13 protein-coding genes are annotated in these 14,923 nt (G+C 43.9%); all 13 read right to left on the bottom strand.

The genetic code is table 11. The features are described 5' to 3' along the window. Window positions 1–156: 156 nt before the first annotated feature. The 13 genes from pstA to ABHC48_RS02555 all read right to left on the bottom strand — a co-directional run bounded on the left by pstA (window position 157) and on the right by ABHC48_RS02555 (window position 14,774). Entirely contained in the window at window positions 157–1,014 is an 858-nt protein-coding gene (pstA, locus tag ABHC48_RS02615; protein ID WP_195700334.1) for a phosphate ABC transporter permease PstA, read from the bottom strand. Then, the gene (gene pstC / locus ABHC48_RS02610) at window positions 1,007–1,861 is read right to left on the bottom strand and encodes a phosphate ABC transporter permease subunit PstC (protein ID WP_195700335.1); all 855 of its coding nucleotides are present in this window, start codon (window positions 1,859–1,861) and stop codon (window positions 1,007–1,009) included. The genes pstA and pstC overlap by 8 nt, the downstream gene beginning before the upstream one ends. 176 nt (window positions 1,862–2,037) lie before the next feature. Beyond that, window positions 2,038–2,898 (bottom strand): substrate-binding domain-containing protein, encoded by an 861-nt coding sequence (locus ABHC48_RS02605; protein WP_195476992.1) that lies wholly within the window; start codon window positions 2,896–2,898, stop codon window positions 2,038–2,040. A gap of 158 nt (window positions 2,899–3,056) precedes the next feature. Then, window positions 3,057–4,826 carry an MBL fold metallo-hydrolase gene (locus ABHC48_RS02600; protein WP_173773137.1) on the bottom strand — a complete coding sequence of 590 codons (1,770 nt, stop codon included), beginning with the start codon at window positions 4,824–4,826 and terminating at the stop codon, window positions 3,057–3,059. Between the two features lie 7 nt (window positions 4,827–4,833). Continuing rightward, window positions 4,834–6,087 carry a hypothetical protein gene (locus ABHC48_RS02595; protein ID WP_173773138.1) on the bottom strand — a complete coding sequence of 418 codons (1,254 nt, stop codon included), beginning with the start codon at window positions 6,085–6,087 and terminating at the stop codon, window positions 4,834–4,836. An 11-nt stretch (window positions 6,088–6,098) separates the two neighbouring features. Beyond that, window positions 6,099–6,662, bottom strand: a complete 564-nt coding sequence (locus ABHC48_RS02590) for a hypothetical protein (protein WP_173773139.1) — start codon at window positions 6,660–6,662, stop codon at window positions 6,099–6,101. Window positions 6,663–6,681: 19 nt separating this feature from the next. Continuing rightward, window positions 6,682–7,638 carry an oligopeptide/dipeptide ABC transporter ATP-binding protein gene (locus ABHC48_RS02585; protein WP_173773140.1) on the bottom strand — a complete coding sequence of 319 codons (957 nt, stop codon included), beginning with the start codon at window positions 7,636–7,638 and terminating at the stop codon, window positions 6,682–6,684. A gap of 19 nt (window positions 7,639–7,657) precedes the next feature. Continuing rightward, a complete protein-coding gene (locus tag ABHC48_RS02580; RefSeq protein ID WP_173773185.1) occupies window positions 7,658–8,659 on the bottom strand; it encodes an ABC transporter ATP-binding protein in 1,002 nt (333 codons plus the stop codon). A gap of 9 nt (window positions 8,660–8,668) precedes the next feature. Beyond that, entirely contained in the window at window positions 8,669–9,562 is an 894-nt protein-coding gene (locus tag ABHC48_RS02575; RefSeq protein ID WP_347505133.1) for an ABC transporter permease, read from the bottom strand. After that, window positions 9,562–10,524, bottom strand: coding sequence for an ABC transporter permease (locus tag ABHC48_RS02570; protein WP_173773142.1), 963 nt, complete (start codon window positions 10,522–10,524; stop codon window positions 9,562–9,564). Before ABHC48_RS02570 ends, ABHC48_RS02575 begins: the two co-directional genes overlap by 1 nt. A gap of 75 nt (window positions 10,525–10,599) precedes the next feature. Next, window positions 10,600–12,171, bottom strand: coding sequence for an ABC transporter substrate-binding protein (locus tag ABHC48_RS02565; RefSeq protein WP_173773143.1), 1,572 nt, complete (start codon window positions 12,169–12,171; stop codon window positions 10,600–10,602). A 157-nt stretch (window positions 12,172–12,328) separates the two neighbouring features. Further along, window positions 12,329–13,855: a subtype B tannase gene (locus tag ABHC48_RS02560; RefSeq protein ID WP_173773144.1), complete on the bottom strand. Its 1,527-nt coding sequence runs from the start codon at window positions 13,853–13,855 to the stop codon at window positions 12,329–12,331. Between the two features lie 13 nt (window positions 13,856–13,868). After that, window positions 13,869–14,774, bottom strand: a complete 906-nt coding sequence (locus tag ABHC48_RS02555; protein ID WP_173773145.1) for a LysR family transcriptional regulator — start codon at window positions 14,772–14,774, stop codon at window positions 13,869–13,871. Between the last annotated feature and the right edge of the window lie 149 nt (window positions 14,775–14,923).

The raw sequence follows: 14,923 nt of genomic DNA, 5'->3' as shown, positions 1-14,923 counted from the left end.
TTTTGTGAAAGCTTTGACAGCTATATACTTTATATCTGCCAGCTGCTTTACTGCCTTTCTTGATGATCTATAGCCCTGCAAAATATATGTTATATTTTCCCGGACTCATTCTGCAATTCTTACAATTTTCGTACTATTTGCTACATTGTATCTCTCTTATTTTTCCCCACTAGCTTTACTCAGCTTCTTAGCACATACTCCGGAAATCCAGTTCAGCACCAGTACAAACAGCAATAGAATAACCGCTGTCGCATATGCCTGATCCATGTAAAGTCCCTCACTGGAAAGCACATACATATGTACGGCAAGGGTTCGTCCGGAGCCCATCAGGCTTTCCGGAACCTTTGCAACAGATCCTGCGGTATAGATAAGAGCTGCTGTCTCACCTACAATACGTCCTGTAGCAAGTACCACGCCGGAAAGAATTCCGGGAATCGCACTTGGAAGTACCACTTTAAATACCGTGCGGAGTTTTCCTGCGCCAAGTCCGAAGGAAGCTTCCCTGTAAGCATCCGGAACACCAAGAAGTGCTTCTTCCGTAGTACGGATGATCAGCGGTAAGATCATGATCACTAAGGTCATGGAGCCGGACAGAAGGGAATATCCCCAATGGAGAGCGGTACTGAAAAACAGAAGACCGAACAGCCCGAAGATAATGGATGGAATTCCCTGAAGAGTTTCTGTTGTAATGCGAATGATCTTGACCAGCTTGCTGCCCTTTTTCGCATACTCAACCAGATAAATTGCTGCAAAAATTCCAAATGGCACAGCGATTACCAAAGATAACAGGGTGATGATCAAGGTGTTGATCAGTGCCGGCATTAAAGATGCATTGTCAGAATTATATTCCAGTGCAAACAGGTCTGGTGTCAGATTTCCAACACCTTTTATCAGAATAAAACCAATAAGAAACGCCATAACTGCCACTGTAATAATTGCAGATAACCATACCAGGAGCCTTAGGATGGCAGAACCAGGATGATTTTTCCAATAAGATAATTTACTTTTACTCATCTTCTGCTCTCCTTTTCAGGGCTGATACACACAGGTTTATGATCAGGATGAATACAAAAAGTACAACACCTGTAGCAATCAGCGCTTCCCTGTGAAGATCGGTTGCATATCCCATTTCAATTACAATATTTGCGGTCATGGTTCGAAGTCCTTTGAAAAGTCCCTGTGGCATCCAGGTCTGGTTTCCAGCTACCATGATCACTGCCATCGTCTCACCAATGGCTCGTCCGATTCCAAGAACCACACCAGCTAATACACCTGATTTTGCAGCCGGAAAAACAGTGCCAAATACACTTTTTTCGTGGGTTGCTCCAAGTGCCAGTGCCCCTTCATAATAACTTGTGGGAACACTTTTTAAGGCTGGTTCTGCAACGCCGGTTACCGTTGGAAGGATCATAATTCCAAGAAGTACAGAAGCTGTCAGCATGGTACTTCCATCATGACCGGTAAGCTGTCGAAGCAGCGGGACAAACACTGTCAAACCGAAAAATCCATAAACAACAGATGGGATTCCTGCAAGGAGGTTTACCATTGCTTTCAGTGGACCATACAGTTTCTTCGGACAGTAAAATGCAAGGAAGATAGCAAGCAAAAGGGCTGTTGGAACACCTACCACAATTGCCCCTGCTGTTACATAAATACTTCCAAGGATAAATGGGAAAATTCCATATAAGCCATTGGATGGTTTCCATTTCATTCCAAACAGAAAATCAGGCAGGCCAATCTTCGCCATTGCCGGGATTCCGTTTGCAAACAAGAAAATGCAGATTAATGCAACGGCTAATACGGAGGTACAGGCCGCTGCGAGGAATACAAATTTCATTACAGTTTCATTGATCGATTTCATATAAAGTAAGTTCCTTTTTTATTCGGAAAATTTGGATCCTGCAAAACTTTTGACGGGCTTTGCAGGATTCCTTATTTCTGTTTCTTGTTTCGTAACTGTAAAGGTACTTTATTTCTTTACTATTCACTGGCAGCATTCCGCAAGATGTTTTTTGTGAACAGTGACTTTATTTCTTATTATTTTGTAAGGTCTTCCCAGGTTGTGATGTTGCCTGTGTAAACATCTTTTACCTGCTCGCTTGTAAGCTCCTCAACACCACTGTCGTTGTTTACGATTACAGCGATACCATCTTTTGCGATAACAGTTGCGGTAAGACCAGCCTCAGTCTCGCTGTCTTTTAAATCACGGGATGCCATACCGATATCGCAAAGTCCGTCAATTGCAGATGTCATACCAGTTGTAGAATCACTCTGCTGAACCTCAATATCAACTTTGTCATTTACTGCCTTGTAGCCTTCAGCAAGCTTCTCCATAACTGGTGTTACAGAAGATGATCCAGCTACTACAACTTTTCCTTCTACGTCAGCTGCTTCATATGCAGGTTTGTCGCCTACAGCGATGTATCCATTGTCTTCAATGATCTGCTGTCCGTCTGCGCTCATGATGTATGTAATGAAATCCTGTGCCGCTTCGCTTACATCATCCTTTGTTGCAATGTTGAATGGACGAACTACTTTGTAATCTCCGGATTCAATGTTTTCTGCTGTTGCCTCTGCTCCGTCGATTTTTAATGCTGTTACACTGTCATCCAGAGAACCAAGAGATACATATCCGATTGCATTTACGTCCTGTGCTACTGTGCTTAACATAACGGATGTGCTGTTTGTGATCTTTGCTGCTTCTGTTGTATTGTCTACTTTATTTCCATCTGCGTCTTTTTCTTCAATTCCAAATAGTTCAATGAATGCACCTCTTGTACCGGATCCGTCTTCTCTGGAGCAGATTGTGATATCTCCGGAAGCTGCTGCCATAACTGTTGTTCCCATTGTTGCTACTCCTAATAATGCCGCCATTGCTACTGCTAAACCTTTTTTCATGATTAATAATCTCCTTTTCTTCGCGGTCCTTATGTTTTTTCTCTCTCTCGCGATTACAGTTGTATCTTACTGTCCTTCTGTAAAATGCACTAGCTTTAAAAAGTAAAATCAATGTAAAAAAACAGACCTCAATGAGATCTGTTTTTTACACTTTACGATTATTTAATTTCTTTTACTCTCCGAATGTCATAAATTACGCAAATTCCTGCATAATCCATAATCCTTTTATAAATAGCATCTGCCGGATCATCCTGGTGACGATCTGGCGGATGAGGCAGGCGGCGCTGATAAACAACAGGCTCACTTCCCTGGTTTTTTTTGCCGGCATCCTTTCCAGGCTCCGGCTGCATTTTCTGCCCCTCATGGCCAGCCATGATATATTCCATATTTTCCAGCAGCTGTCCGATGATACGTGTTTCTCCCTTTCCCGGACCGCCATAAAGAACCTTGATCTCTTCCTTGTGCTTCCAAAGCTTCAGAAGCAGGTCATGTACATACTCAACGCTGCCGTTCACCGGCTTTCCAAAAGGCATGCAAAGCTCATCTCCACAGAACAGGATTCCCTCCTGGTCGTCCAAAAAAGCAAGACTTCCTACTGCATGGTCTGGAATCTTGAAGGTGGTAAGATGCCTTCCTCCAAGATCAAATACATAGCCTTCGTCAATCACCTGCACCGGATAAGATCTTGGGAAACAGATTCCCTCAAAGCTTGGAAATGGAATGGTTGCCAGTTTTTTTGTCTCTGCGGACATATAGGCACAATCAAAATAACTGTTATTTGCCGTATGATCAAAATGGTCGTGGGTATTGGCAATTCGTTTTACCGGTTTGTCTGTCAGGCTCTGACAGTATGCGCGGAGATTGCCACATCCATAACCGGAATCAATTACAAGCGCCTCATTTTCCCCCTCTACCAGATAAGAATAATCGCCATCACTTAAGATCTGCCAGGTTCCCGGTGCGATCTTTTCTGATTGGAAAAAAGACACATCCATAGGCTGGCGGCTTCCATCCTCATGCTCCAGCAGAATATGATGTTTACATAAAAAATCAATAGGGCTTCTTCGCTGCGCAAACAGCCAGTCTCCAATCGCCTCCAGATTATAAGCCTGCGGCCAGGTTGCCATATGGTAAAACCAGGGCTTGATATCTTCCAGTTCTTCCAATACGGAATCTCCCTCAAACCAGGTAAAAAAGATATGCTCTCCAGATCCGACAAGTGTTCTTACCTTCCTGTTCTGCTCCGGCAATGGTGCTTTTGCATCCAGGCTTCCTCTGGTAACTCTTCCGCCATTTTCTTCAATCTGCTTCATGCAGTCTCCCATAATAGGAAAGGCTTTAAAATCCTTTTCCGAAACAAGCGCCCAGATATTTTCTTTTTTCAGTGCACCACAGGTCTTAGGATTCCACTGTCCTGCCACCAGAAAACATCCGCCGAAAAATCCCGGATTGCGAAGCATCAGCTCCATCAGCATCATACATCCCATAGACTGTCCGGTTCCGTAAATTCTCTTTTCATCTACAGATGGTTGCAGGCGCAGCACCTCTTTTACCAGTTCTATGGTAGCATCCGCCTCCCAAGTCACCCGAAAATCATCATCAGCAGCCTGTCTGGGATAACAAGGAGCCAGTACAAAACACGGCTGCCGATTCTGCCAGTAGCTGGTCGCCCATACTGTCGCGCCTTTTCCCTGGGTAAGGGTTCTGGTCACATCCTCTGAACAGCTGCCCATGTCATGGATAAACAAAACCAAAGGATAGGTTTCCCCGGCCTGCATATTTTCCGGAACATATAAATTGTATGCCAATTTGCGTCCTGTCTCCTCACCAGGAACATCCGGGACCTGAAATTCAAACTGGTTAAACCGGTTCACTGCCTGCATGCATGCCTTGTCTATGTCTTCCCTAGTGTAGTTCTTTTCCGTCATATATGTTTCATCCTTTCATTTCTTCCAGAAGTCCAAGTGCTTTCCTTAGCAAAATCTCAGCAGCCCCGTTTCCAAAAGGAGAATTCATCGCTTCATATTTGCTGTTATCATAAGCGTCGCGCTCTGCCATATACTTGGCTCCGCCATTTACCATGGTGCATACCAGGGTATGGCGATATGGGGAAAAAGTCCGAAGCGCAATCCCGCTTTTGCAGTTCAGCTCCGGTTTCACACCGACCAGCGCCAGATTTCCCAGGCAGATCGCCTCTACTGTCGTCACTTTATCTTTTGCCGGAATGTATTCTGGTGTTTTCATTGGATGCAGTTTTTTCAGTTCCCGTTCCATTTCCTTTCCTGGCACCAAAAACTCTGTCTTTCCAAATTCCAGTTCCTGCATCATTTCTTCACATGTGATCTGTCCGGTTATCTGGCATACAGTCTCTCCCAGGCTGTTGCCAAGCTTTTCACAGATTCCAAAGCCCTCTTCCCGCCGGTCTGTCCGGATTTTTTCTCCACGGACAAAGGTTTCCATAACTGCTTTTTCTACCGGAGCCTGATCTCCTGCTGCCCCGATCAGGTACAGCGCAACAAAACCATCATCTCCTGTGTTCTTTTCCACATAGTCGCAGGCAATTCCTGCAACATCCGGACTTACTGCCTTTCCTCCTGCACTTAACGCAGAACCGTCAAGCACAGATGACTGTAGTCCATAATGGAAGACAGCAGCCATAGGCTTTCCATCTTCTTTGTTAATACGTACAACAGAGACTTTATGGTCGCAAAGCCCCGGACCTCCGGTTCCTACCCACCAGCCGTCCTCCAGCTGTACATCACGGTTACAGTTTATCAGACTATAGCCATCTCCAATTCCCATAGTAGCGTTCTGAAGGCCTGCAAAGCCTTTTCCAACTGCCTCCAGGGAAGCTCTTATCAGTTCTTCCCGGTATTTTGCTTTTTCTGCAATTCTCTCCGGATCTTTTAAAATAAAATCCGGCAATAAATGAGGTGCGGAAAAAGTGTGTGTAACGCATACCCACACATGATCCTCCTCAACCGGATAATTTTCTGCAATTTTCTTACGGATCGCATAAGTTTCCTCATCTGGCATAGACGTTATCTCAAGGGACAGCAGCACCACAGTCTGCCCGCTTTGGATCACAACCGCGCGCGCATTCAGGGTTCTGTGGATGACAGCAAAATCCTCTATTTCCAAATATTCTTCAGCCAGTATAATTTCTGATTTTCCTGCGCCAGCTTTCATACAGCCCCTCCTTACATTCCCTTCTGGGAATTATATATTTTTTTGTATCGCATACTTTTTTCCGTATACAACCATAAAATCCCAAGAACTGCTACCAGGATATACTCCTGCAGATCTTTCACCAGGTTAGAAGAAAAACCATTATAAGCCACTGTTATTCCCACAGCCACAAGAAGCATGGTGAGGGATAAGCCAACTGAAAGCTTCTGTGCCTTTTGAAGCTGAAGAGCGGTACTTTTGTACTTGTAAATGGTCATATCTCTTGGTGCAGATACATAAAAGAAAAGGATCCAGCCAAGCCATACATACCCCAGCATGCTAAAAGCCTGAAGCAGAGCTATCGCCGGATTTAAGTTGCAGTAAAGTCCCTTGGTTCCTGCTTTTGCAAAAAAGTACAGTTCCAGACCAAAGAGTACCACATAACACACCCGGAGAAGTGCCTGCATAACCGGAGTAAGCTCCTGTCTGTAATAAAATCCCTTATAGGTATACTGAAGATGGGTTCCGTTTCCACGTTTGTTCGAAACCCGATCTTCCTCATAATCCTCAAAATATTTCTGATAGTATCTGCCCATTTTTTCTCTCCTGGTTCATTTAAGAATTAATTTCTTCCACTCTGCAGCATGATACAAAATGGTCCTTGGAAACTTCCCGAAGCTCCTGTGGCTGATGACACTTTTCTGTTGCATAAGGACATCTTGCCGCAAAACGGCAGCCCGGTTTCGGCTCGATCGGAGAAACGATTTCTCCTTTCAGAATGATTCTCTGTTTCTGATGATGAATGTCAACGGAAGGAATTGCTGAAAGCAGAGCCTTGGTATATGGATGTAACGGTCTGTCAAACAGTTCCTTGGAAGTTGTGGTTTCCACAAGCTGTCCCAGGTACATAACACAGATGTTATCGGAAATGTGCTTTACTACAGACAGGTCATGGGTAACAAACATATAAGTGACGCCTGATTTTTCCTGCAGATCCTGCAGCAGGTTCAGAACCTGTGCCTGAATGGAAACATCCAGTGCGGAAACCGGCTCGTCACAGACTACAAAGGCAGGATCCAGTGCAAGTGCACGGCCAATTCCTACTCTCTGTCTTCTTCCTCCGTCCAGCTCATGAGGATATGCATACCTGAGACGTTCATCAATTCCTACCATCTCCATAATGCGGTCTGTCTCGTCACTCAGCTCTCCTTTTTTGAATTTTCCAGAAAGCTCCAACGGTTCACGTATGGTTTCCTCTACGGTCATTCTTGGATTCAGGGAAGCAAACGGATCCTGGAAAATGATCTGCATCTGCTCTCTTAACTGGTGAAGCTTATGTTTATGCACATGGGTAATATCCTCTCCGTTGAAGAAAATCTGTCCGTCTGTGCTTTCGTATAAGTGGATCAGGGTTCGTCCCAGAGTGGATTTTCCGCAGCCAGACTCTCCAACCACTCCCATTGTCTTTCCTTTTCCTATAGAAAAAGTCACATCATCTACTGCGTGAAGCATTCCCTTAGGAGTTTCAAAATATTTTTTCAGATGTTTTACTTCCATCAGATTCTCTGACATCTCTATTCTCCTTTCTGCTTCATGCCTTACTTTGGACAGGCTTTGCTGCCTTTATGCATCTGCATACATGGGTACCGCCAAGCCCTGTTAAATCTACTGCTGCCTTCTTACATTCTTCAGATGCATAAGGACATCTTGGTGAAAAAGCACAGCCAGATGGCAGATTACTTGGATCCGGCGGCATTCCTGCGATAGGGGAAAGCCGTTTTACATCCGAATGGATATCCGGAAGAGAACCAAACAGACCGATCGTATAAGGATGTGTAGGATGGTCAAAGATTTCCTCTTTGCTTCCGTATTCCACAATTTCACCTGCATATACAACAGCTACATTGTCACATACCTCTGCAACGATTCCCAGGTCATGTGTGATCATGATCATCGCTGTATTTAACTCCTTCTGGAGATTTTTGATAATATCCAGAACCTGGGCCTGAATGGTCACATCCAAAGCAGTGGTAGGTTCATCAGCCAGAAGAAGATCCGGGCTGCAGGCCAGTGCCATGGCGATTACAACTCGCTGTTTCATTCCACCGGAAAACTGATGTGGGTAATCACGGAATCTGGAACCTGGAATTCCAACCATTTCCAGCATTCTTTTTGCCTTTTCTTCTGCTTCTTTCTTGGAAGCATGTTCATGAAGGGCAATTCCTTCTGCGATCTGTGCGCCTACACGCATAACCGGATTTAAAGCTGTCATAGGATCCTGGAAAATCATGGAAATTCTTTTTCCACGGATTTTACGCATTTCCTCATTTGCCAGAGGGAGAAGATTTTTTCCCTCAAGAAGGATTTCTCCTCCATCTACCTGCGCAGGCGGCTCTGGAAGAATACGCAGAATGGATTTGGCGATTGTCGTTTTCCCGGCACCTGTTTCTCCTACCAGACCTAAAGTCTCCCCTTTTTCCAGGGAAAAAGAAACATTATTCACAGCATGGATTTCTTTTCCCTCAGAGGTATAATGTACGGTCAGATTTTTCACTTCAATAAAAGGAGTGGTATTCTTTTGAGTATTCACGATTTGTCCCTCCTATTTTTTCAGTTTCGGATCCAGTGCATCACGAAGTCCGTCCCCCAGCATATTCAAGGAAAGAACTACAAGTGCAATGGCAAGTCCTGGAAACAGTACCATATGAGGATAATCTCTCATATAAGTTCTTGCTGCGGAAAGCATAGCACCCCATTCCGGTGTAGGCGGCTGGACACCAAGTCCGATATAGCTTAAGGATGCAGCCATCAGAATAGTATTTCCGATTCCCATGGTAACCGAAACAATGATCGGGGAAATACTGTTTGGAAGAATGTGTTTCATGATCAGTCTTGGAACAGAGCAGTTGATAGTCTGCGCTGCTTCCAGATATTCCATTTTACGGACCCCCATGATCGAACCACGAAGAAGTCTTACAGTCATAGGAATTCCACCTATGGAAAGGGCAATGATGGTATTTACAAAACCGCTTCCCAGACAGGCTGAAATTGCAACTGCCAGAAGGATTCCAGGGATTGCCTGAAGGATATCCACAAGTCGCATTACAACAGTATCTACAATTCCACCAAAATATCCAACAATGGAACCAATAAACATTCCTACTACAGTAGAAATGATCGTTGCCAGAAATCCAAGGGAAAGGGAAGCTCTTGCTCCATAAAGAAGACGGCTGAAAATATCTCTTCCCATTTCATCAGTTCCACACAGATGTGCGAAAGAAGGACCGGAAAAACGTTCCAGCATGTTCATCTCGTCATATGCATAAGGCATGATCCATGGTGCCAGAAGCGCTACGGCAAATAATATAAGAATAATGACCAGACCGGCCATGGCCAGCTTGTTTTTACGAAGACGCTTCATTACCAGACTGAACTGGCTTTTTTTCTTTTTTCTTGTCTTTGCTGCATGTCCTGCAACAGCTGCACTGCCTGCCATTATTTTTTCCTCCTTTTCCAGCTTTTCTGCTGTCCTTCATACTGTGCTTTGATACGCGGATCAACATATGCGTAGATAATATCAACCAGCAGCATGATCAGACTGAATACTGCTCCAAGGAACAATACACCACCCATAACGATAGGGTAATCACGGTTGTTAATCGCAGATGTGGTATACATTCCGATTCCCGGAATAGAGAATACGGACTCAATTACTACTGTACCGCCAAGCATCATTCCCATACCATTTCCAACTACGGTGATGATCGGGATCAATGCATTTGGAAGCGCATGTTTATAAAGAATGTCCCGCTCAGACAGACCTTTTGCCCTTGCGGTCACAATATAGTCAGAACGAATGACCTCCAGCATACTGGAGCGTGTCTGCCTTGCCTGGGATGCAATTCCGGCAAAAGCATTTGCAATACAGGGAAGAATGAAATACTGGAGTCCGCCTACGCCATATGGTGGCAGCCATCCAAGTTTTACAGAGAAAAACAGAACCAGCATCATGGCAAGCCAGAAACCAGGAATGGAAACTCCTGCAAGTGCAATGATCATGCAGATACGGTCTGCGATTCCGTTCTGATGTACTGCTGCTGTAATTCCAAGTGGTGTACCGATTACGATCTGAAGAAGCATACAGATCAGGGCGATGATAAAGGTGTAAGGAAGTCTGTATAAAATACCGGACATAACAGACTGATTCTGAAAATAAGAGGTTCCAAGATCAAAATGTAAAAACACCTGATTCAAATAAGAAAGTAAACGGACAAGATAAGGCTTGTCCAAACCCATTTCAATACGTTTTGCTTCAATAGCCGCAGGTGTGGCACCGTTTCCGAGAATGGCAACTGCCGGATCACCAGGGCAAAAATACATGATTGTAAAAATTACAATGGAGATTCCCAGAAGTACCGGGATCATCCAGAGAATACGCTTTACTGTATATTTCCACATATTCCAAGAACTCCTTTCCTTTGGCACGGCCACCGTTTTGGGGTAAAACGGTGGCTGACCAGGGCTGTGCCCTTTTTATTTTGCGTAAGTGCAGGCTCCAGGAAGGATCTGGTTACGGATGTCAAGTGCTACATCTGAAATCTTGTCAGAATGTACGATGTTGATCGGTCCTTCTACAACGCCATAACCATAGCATTTTTCAACCAGATAATCATGAAATGCTTCAATGCTCTCAGGGCCATAGGTCTCGGTGCTTAAAGCTGCTTCCATCAGGCTCTGAAGCTGGTCATCCTGGGTAAAGTTTGCAGCACCGCCGGTAAGGGACTCATAATCTCTCTTATCCCAGCAGAGCTTCCACTGATTTACGATGTAGTCTGTAGAACCTGTCGTTTTCAGAAGAATGTCAAATCCGTCTGCATTGTACTGCTCCTGCTGGCCCATCATCTGATCATAACCAACCAGTTCTACGGTTACACCAATCTGTCCCCAGTAAGCCTGAAGCATCTGACAGATCATCTCGTTCATTCCGGAATTGATGTATTCCAGTCTTAATGTAGAACCGTCATAATTGGACTGCTCCAGATACTCTTTTGCTTTATCTACATCATAATCATAATAATCTTCACTGTCCCACTCGCTGTTGTAGTCCGGATAAGTTGCATTTGCGAAATCTTTTACAGCTGTTCCGTTTCCATTAAATACGCCTACGTTGATTCCATCTTTGTCAATAGCATAAGCAAGTGCCAGACGGAGATTGTCATCATCCTTAAATACGGAACTGTCAGACATATTGTACTCTACGTCATAAGTCAGGTTATCCATTACAACGCTGACTGCATTTCCATCTGAGAACTCGCCGCCCTCTTCAAATTTGGAAATATCTGTATCCGGAACACCGTTGGAAATGTCTACAGAGTTTGTATAAAGTGCAACGGTATGCTGGGAAGCCTCTGTGATTACAGAGAAGTGGATTTCTCCTACATTATGGATACTTGTTCCATGTACCAGTGATTCGTCTGTCTGCCAGTAATCTCCGGTATCTTTCATAACGATCTCAGAACCTGGTACATAGCTGTCTACCAGATATGCGCTGGTTCCAACAGGTGTGGTTGCCATCTGGTCTGGAGATGCTTCATAAGCTGCCTGTGTTACAATGGCACATTCCAGCATAACGTTCTCGAATTCTCCGATTTCCAGATCTTTGTTAAATTTAAACTCTACATGATAATCATCTGTTGCAGTTACACTGTCGATTACGGAAAGTTTTCCATAGTTCTTTGTTGCGATTGCAGATTCAAAGCTGAATACAACATCAGAAGCAGTCAGTGGATTTCCTTCTGCATCATGAATGTAATCATAAAGCTCTACATCATAAGTTTTCGGATCTACCTCGTCCCAGCTCTTTGCAAGTACTCCATATGCAACGCCGTCTTCTCTGGTGATCAGATACTCATATGTGGTAAAAAGAACTGCAATACGTCCCATGGACATTCCTGACCAGGGGCCCATATTCTCCGGATCTGCCATAATTCCTACTGTAACAGAATCGGTTTCACCTTCTTCGGCTGCAAAAGCAGTTGTTCCTCCGAATGCAAATGTTGCCATCATACTTGCTGCAAGGATAAGTGCGATATTTCTTTTTCTCATGATATTCTCCCTTTCTTCACTGACATTTTCAGCATTTTTTCTTTTACTTTTCTGCTATAGCATCTTTTGACTCGTCATTTTGTACATCTCTTCTTTATAATCGTATTATACTTTATGATTTTTCAACAATCAATCCGACTTAAAAAGGCTTTTATGCTTAAATTGCATAAATCGACCGTACCCATTCCACCATTTCTCCTGGATAATCAGCTCTTCCATGGACTTCATTCCACACAATTTCGTAATCCACATTGGTCTTTCCACATTCCATCAGTTTCAGGGCAAGAATCATGGTCACAGTCAGCGAAGTGTCCGCATCTTTTGCCCCCACCCGGATTCTGTAATAAGGCGCAGTTTTTTCTTTTCCTATATAATTCAGCGGATTTAATAATCTCTTTTGTCTGGCAAGCTCTTTGTCTCCGCAGATTTTTTTATAGCCAGGAAGATATCTGGCAGTTTCACCGGGATACTCCTCTTTCAGGTCTTCCATAATCCCGGCCAGCTGGGTGTTAAAATGTCTCTTATCTATACCACTGGTTCCAAACTCCTGATTCTCTGCCTGGATCAGATCCAGATCGTCAAAAGCGGGGCAAAGTTTCAGACGTTTATGATAATCCTGTTCCATTTCGTTTATAGAAGAAATACATGTTTTTCCATCCTTGAAACGAAGCCAGGAATACTGCTCCAGTTCCTGTCTCTTTTCTGGAAATTTCGTCACGTATTTGTCTGCGGCTTTCTCCAGCTGTTTTTTCAGCCAGACACTTCCATTTCCACCATGGTCTTTGGCTATTTTTAATAATTCACCTGTATCCGGATTCTTCAGCTCCAGCGAGTTAAAATATTCCACATATTTTTCTCCCATTTTCCTGGAAAGACTTTGTGCAAACGGGCTTAAATTTCCCTCCCCAAAGCCAACAAAGGGCATTCCTGTATAATGTGTCTGGCCTTCAAACATCCATTCATATGCGAAATCGGCATGATCCAGATCCGAGATCGGGCAATAGCACTGTGCACCGAAAATCTGGTCACTTTGGGTAAGGTCTGCTCCCATCTCTTTCCATTCTTCTTCATAGTCTGCGCAGTCACCTGTACAGCCAAGAAGGGTACTCATGGCGCCCCCTGCACTGATTCCTACTGAAATGATGCGCTCCATGTTTCCAGGAAGCACACTGGCATTTCTTTTCAGGAAACGGATTCCAGCTTTTAGATCAGCCACGGATACAGGAGCTTTTCCGCAAAATACCCCTTTTTCATCTACAGAGCTTCTTCCCCGGCAGCCGCAGGACACATAAACAAAACCAGCCAAAACAGCCTCCACTCCCATAGAACGGTGGTCATCCAGTTCAAAGGGCTCTGCTTCATGGTATCCTGCCAGTCCGTTTTCAAAAATAACCGGTGCCGTGCTGGCGGTATAGCCCATTCTGATTTCCTCATGCAGGACGTTTCCCTGCCCATCCAGGTATTCAGCCGGGACAAAGATGTTCATAGACTGTTCCTTTTGTACTCTTGGTTTCTCACAATAGCAGACCTGCTCCAGTTTGTAGCAGTTCCATTCTTTTAAATAAATCCATTTTTTCTTTTGTTCTTTTATATCCAGATTTCCCATTGCTTTTCCTTTCTGTTCTTTACATAAATAGAACCCTCGTGATTTCTGCGCTTCCATTCTCACTGCTTTACGCCTCACGAGGGTTCTCATTCTATTTCTCACTCACGGTCTCATTTTCTTTTACATAAGTCTGCACATATCCCAGAAAACTTTTCAGGGGATCTGCAATTTTCTTATTTTTCTGATAGACCAGACAAATACTGGTTGTAACATAGGGAACTACATCAACCAGGACCACATCTTCATAGGTCCTGCCAGAAATCGGCCTTCTTGTAAGTACCGCCACACCCATCTTTTTCGCAACCAGATCGATCAGATTCTCTCCCCGAAGGCCTGTAAACGCTACATTGGGTTCAAATCCGGCTTCCCTGCAGGCATTGACACAGATGCTGTACATGGTTGTATTTTTATTCAAAAACAAAAACGGCTCATTCTGTATTTCTTCCAGTGACAGATATTCCCGGTTTGCCAACGGATGATTCTTCGGTAATATGGCAACCAGATGATCTGTTGTAAATGGAATTTTGTTAAATCCGTCAAATAATCCATCCTTGTCCCTGACAAAGCCGCATTCGCATTTTTCTTCCAAAAGAAGCTGTAGAATCTGGGAAGAATCTGCTTCCAGTATGTTCAGCTTATATCTGGGATTAGCCTGTTTAAAACCAGCCAGCACATCGGTGATATTGTACCGGACCATGGACGGAATCGAGGCAACGGTGATCGTAGAAGAAACTCCGCTTAAATAGCTCTGAAGCACATTTTCATATTCTTCCTGTATTTCCACCATCTTTTTGGCATATGGCAAAAATGCCTGTCCGAAACCATTTAACACTACTTTTCTGGTCGTCCGGTCAAATAAAGGAGAACCAAGATCCAGCTCAATGCTTTTTATGTGTCTGGATAAAGATGACTGGGCTATAAATAAAGCATCCGCAGCTTCCAGATAGTTTCCCGTCTCCGCCAGCACCACAAACTCACGAATATAGCTTAATTCCATAAATTTGCCGTCCCCTCCACTTCAAAATCCTTTTGTCAGTTACATACAATCTCATTGTCTGTTTACCAATATATTTTAGCACAAGTCCCCAAAAATTCCCACTGTTTTTGATTTTTTTCATACAACAGTGGGAATAAAAGAAAAATTTT

The sequence above is a fragment of the Ruminococcus sp. 1001136sp1 genome (assembly GCF_039841815.1).
In the GTDB taxonomy this organism is placed as follows: Bacteria; Bacillota; Clostridia; order Lachnospirales; family Lachnospiraceae; genus Blautia_A; species Blautia_A faecis.
Note: the sequence above shows the minus strand (reverse complement) of the source record. Positions and strands in the feature narration are given on the sequence as shown.

What these genes read in the sequence shown, in the direction of transcription:
- ABHC48_RS02565 (WP_173773143.1), bottom strand. Translation starts at nt 12,171, where the DNA reads ATGAGAAAAAGAAATATCGCACTTATCCTTGCAGCAAGTATGATGGCA.
- ABHC48_RS02575 (WP_347505133.1), bottom strand. Translation starts at nt 9,562, where the DNA reads ATGGCAGGCAGTGCAGCTGTTGCAGGACATGCAGCAAAGACAAGAAAA.
- ABHC48_RS02600 (WP_173773137.1), bottom strand. Translation starts at nt 4,826, where the DNA reads ATGACGGAAAAGAACTACACTAGGGAAGACATAGACAAGGCATGCATG.
- ABHC48_RS02555 (WP_173773145.1), bottom strand. Translation starts at nt 14,774, where the DNA reads ATGGAATTAAGCTATATTCGTGAGTTTGTGGTGCTGGCGGAGACGGGA.
- ABHC48_RS02570 (WP_173773142.1), bottom strand. Translation starts at nt 10,524, where the DNA reads ATGTGGAAATATACAGTAAAGCGTATTCTCTGGATGATCCCGGTACTT.
- ABHC48_RS02605 (WP_195476992.1), bottom strand. Translation starts at nt 2,898, where the DNA reads ATGAAAAAAGGTTTAGCAGTAGCAATGGCGGCATTATTAGGAGTAGCA.
- ABHC48_RS02585 (WP_173773140.1), bottom strand. Translation starts at nt 7,638, where the DNA reads ATGTCAGAGAATCTGATGGAAGTAAAACATCTGAAAAAATATTTTGAA.
- ABHC48_RS02590 (WP_173773139.1), bottom strand. Translation starts at nt 6,662, where the DNA reads ATGGGCAGATACTATCAGAAATATTTTGAGGATTATGAGGAAGATCGG.
- pstC (WP_195700335.1), bottom strand. Translation starts at nt 1,861, where the DNA reads ATGAAATCGATCAATGAAACTGTAATGAAATTTGTATTCCTCGCAGCG.
- pstA (WP_195700334.1), bottom strand. Translation starts at nt 1,014, where the DNA reads ATGAGTAAAAGTAAATTATCTTATTGGAAAAATCATCCTGGTTCTGCC.
- ABHC48_RS02595 (WP_173773138.1), bottom strand. Translation starts at nt 6,087, where the DNA reads ATGAAAGCTGGCGCAGGAAAATCAGAAATTATACTGGCTGAAGAATAT.